This window comes from Conyzicola sp., from assembly GCF_046714715.1.
Taxonomy (GTDB): Bacteria; Actinomycetota; Actinomycetes; order Actinomycetales; family Microbacteriaceae; genus Conyzicola.
In genome coordinates this window covers 1-2,799 of sequence record NZ_JBKKAD010000130.1, presented here as the reverse complement: position 1 = coordinate 2,799, position 2,799 = coordinate 1, and the positions used below count along the sequence as shown (strand labels likewise).

Annotated in this window: 2 protein-coding genes; both read left to right on the top strand. The window is 68.1% G+C overall.

Translation table 11 applies throughout. The features are described 5' to 3' along the window. The first annotated feature begins 4 nt into the window (after window positions 1-4). Window positions 5-1,924, top strand: coding sequence for an excinuclease ABC subunit UvrC (gene uvrC / locus ACLQ6X_RS09745; RefSeq protein WP_411699973.1), 1,920 nt, complete (start codon window positions 5-7; stop codon window positions 1,922-1,924). Window positions 1,925-1,952: 28 nt separating this feature from the next. Then, window positions 1,953-2,799, top strand: an 847-nt coding sequence (rapZ, locus tag ACLQ6X_RS09740; protein ID WP_411699972.1) for an RNase adapter RapZ, incomplete at its 3' end; no start/stop codon positions are given.

Here is a 2,799-nt window from a genome sequence, read left to right as displayed (position 1 = left end):
GGCCATGAGCGACACCGTCACGTGGCGACCGAAGGCGGGGGAGATCCCGACCGCGCCCGGCGTCTACCGTTTCCGCGACGCCGGCGGGCGCGTGCTCTACGTCGGCAAGGCCAACAGCCTGCGCGCGCGGCTGGCCAACTACTTCCAGCCGCTGCGCAGCCTGCACGAGCGTACCCGGCGCATGGTGCTCTCTGCGGCGAGCGTCGAATGGACCGTCGTCGGCAGCGAGTTCGAGGCCCTGCAGCTCGAGTACACCTGGATCAAAGAGTTCGACCCGCCGTTCAACGTCAAGTTCCGCGACGACAAGAGCTACCCGTACCTCGCGATCACCCTCGGCGAGACGGTTCCGCGGGTGCTCGTCACCCGCAACAAGAATCTCAAGGGCGCCCGGTATTTCGGCCCGTACACCAAGGTGTGGGCCATCCGGGAGACCGTCGACCTGATGCTCAAGGCGTTCCCGATGCGCAGCTGCTCGGACGCCACTTACAAGCGCGCCGAGCAGACCGGTCGGCCTTGCCTGCTCGGCGACATCGGCAAGTGCGCGGCGCCCTGCGTGGGTCGCGTGAGCAAGGAGCAGCACAAGTCGATCGCGCTCGACTTCGCCTCGTTCATGGGCGGTAACGACACGCGCTACACCGCCGAGGTTTCGAAGAAGATGATGGCCGCCTCGCAGGAGATGGACTACGAGTCGGCCGCCCGCTACCGCGACCAGCTCTCCGCCCTCGAGAACGCCCTGTCGAAGAGCAGCGTCGTGCTGAACGACGAGGTCGACGCCGACATCTTCGGCATCGCGCACGACGAGCTCGCCGCCGCGGTGCAGCAGTTCATCGTGCGCGGCGGGCGCATCCGCGGTGTGCGCGGCTGGGTCGTCGATAAAGAGCTCGACCTCGAGTTGCCCGAGCTGGTCGACACCGTGCTGCAGAACGCCTACGGCGACCAGGAGCCGCCGCGCGAGATCCTCGTGCCGGCCCTGCCCGAAGACGCCGCAGAACTCGAGCTGTTCCTCACCGACCTGCGCCAGGCACCGGGCAAGGTCGCCCTGCGCGTCGCCCAGCGCGGCGACAAGGCCGCCCTCGCCCTCACGGTCTCCACGAACGCGCGCAACGCGCTTATGCTCTACAAGACGCGGCGCAGCGGCGACTTCGTGGCCCGCTCTCAGGCCCTCGCCGACATCCAGGAGGCCCTCGGCATGTCCGACGCGCCCCTGCGCATGGAGTGCTACGACGTCTCCCACCTCAGCGGCACCAACATCGTCGCCTCGATGGTGGTCTTCGAAGACGGGCTGCCGCGCAAAGACCAGTACCGGCGCTTCTCGATCGCGGAGTCGACCGACGACACCGAGTCGATCTACCAGACCCTCATGCGCCGGCTCGCCCACCTCGACGACGAGCCCGACGCGGGGGAGGCAGCCGAGGCGGCGATAGCCCTGTCGACGGATGCGACCCTCGTCGTCGGCGGCGACGATGTAGCCGTCGAACGCAAGCGATTCGCGTACCGGCCCAACCTGCTGATCGTCGACGGCGGCCAGCCCCAGGTGGCCGCGGCCCAGCGCGCACTCGACGACTCGGGCGTCACGGGCATCCAGCTCTGCGGTATCGCGAAGCGGCTCGAGGAGATCTGGCTGCCCGACTCCGACTACCCCGTCATCCTGCCGCGCAACAGCGACGCCCTCTTCCTCTTCCAGCGCATCCGCGACGAGGCGCACCGCTTCGCCATCACCTACCAGCGTCAGCGTCGCAAGTCCGACATCACCTCCCGGCTTGCCGACATCCCGGGGCTCGGAGCGAAGCGCGTGGCCGATCTGCTCACCCACTTCGGCTCGATAACCCGCCTCCGGGCGGCCAGCGTCGAGCAGATCACCGAGGTGAAAGGCATCGGTGCCGCCCTCGCCCAGCAGATCGTCGAGGGGTTACGTAACCCGTGACACCTTCGCTCGGTATCCTTAGACCCTCATGAGCACTCACAGGGATCGTCAGGAACTTCTCATCGTCACCGGCATGTCCGGCGCGGGACGCTCGACGGTCGGCAACGCCCTCGAGGATCTCGGCTGGTACGTCGTCGACAACCTCCCGCCGCAGATGCTGCGCCCGCTCGTCGAGCTGGCCCAGCACGCCGGCAACGCGCTGCCGCGTATCGCCGCCGTCGTCGACGTCCGCGGCGGAAAGCTGTTCGCCGACGTGCAGGAGGCCGTCGCCACCATGCGCGAGAACGCCGACGTCAAGGTGCTCTTCCTCGAGGCGACCGACGCCGTGCTGGTGCGCCGCTTCGAGCAGGTGCGTCGCCCGCACCCGCTCCAAGACGACGGGACCCTGCTCGACGGCATCAGCGCGGAGCGGCAGCTCATGAGGGAACTGCGTTCGGGCAGCGACCTCATCGTCGACACCTCCGAACTCAACATCCACCAGCTCGCGACCACCATCCAGGAGAGGTTCGCCCAGGCCGAGACACCGGGAGCCCAGGTGACGATCCTGAGCTTCGGGTTCAAGTACGGCCTGCCCGCCGACGCCGACCTGGTTGCGGACGCACGCTTCCTGCCCAACCCGTTCTGGCTTCCCGAACTGCGGCCCCACACCGGCCTCGATCCCGAGGTCAAAGAGTATGTGCTCGGCCAGGAGGGGGCGCGCGAGTTCGTCGACGCCTACGCCACCGCGCTGTCGCCCGTGCTGGCCGGCTACCAACGCGAGAACAAGAGACACGCTACGATCGCTGTTGGATGTACAGGGGGCAAACACCGATCGGTGGCCGTCGCTGAAGAGCTGGCGACGTTGCTACGTGCCCTTCCCGGCGTCGCCGTCAGCG

Coding starts and splice junctions, on each gene's coding strand:
- uvrC (WP_411699973.1), top strand. CDS start 5: ATGAGCGACACCGTCACGTGGCGACCGAAGGCGGGGGAGATCCCGACC.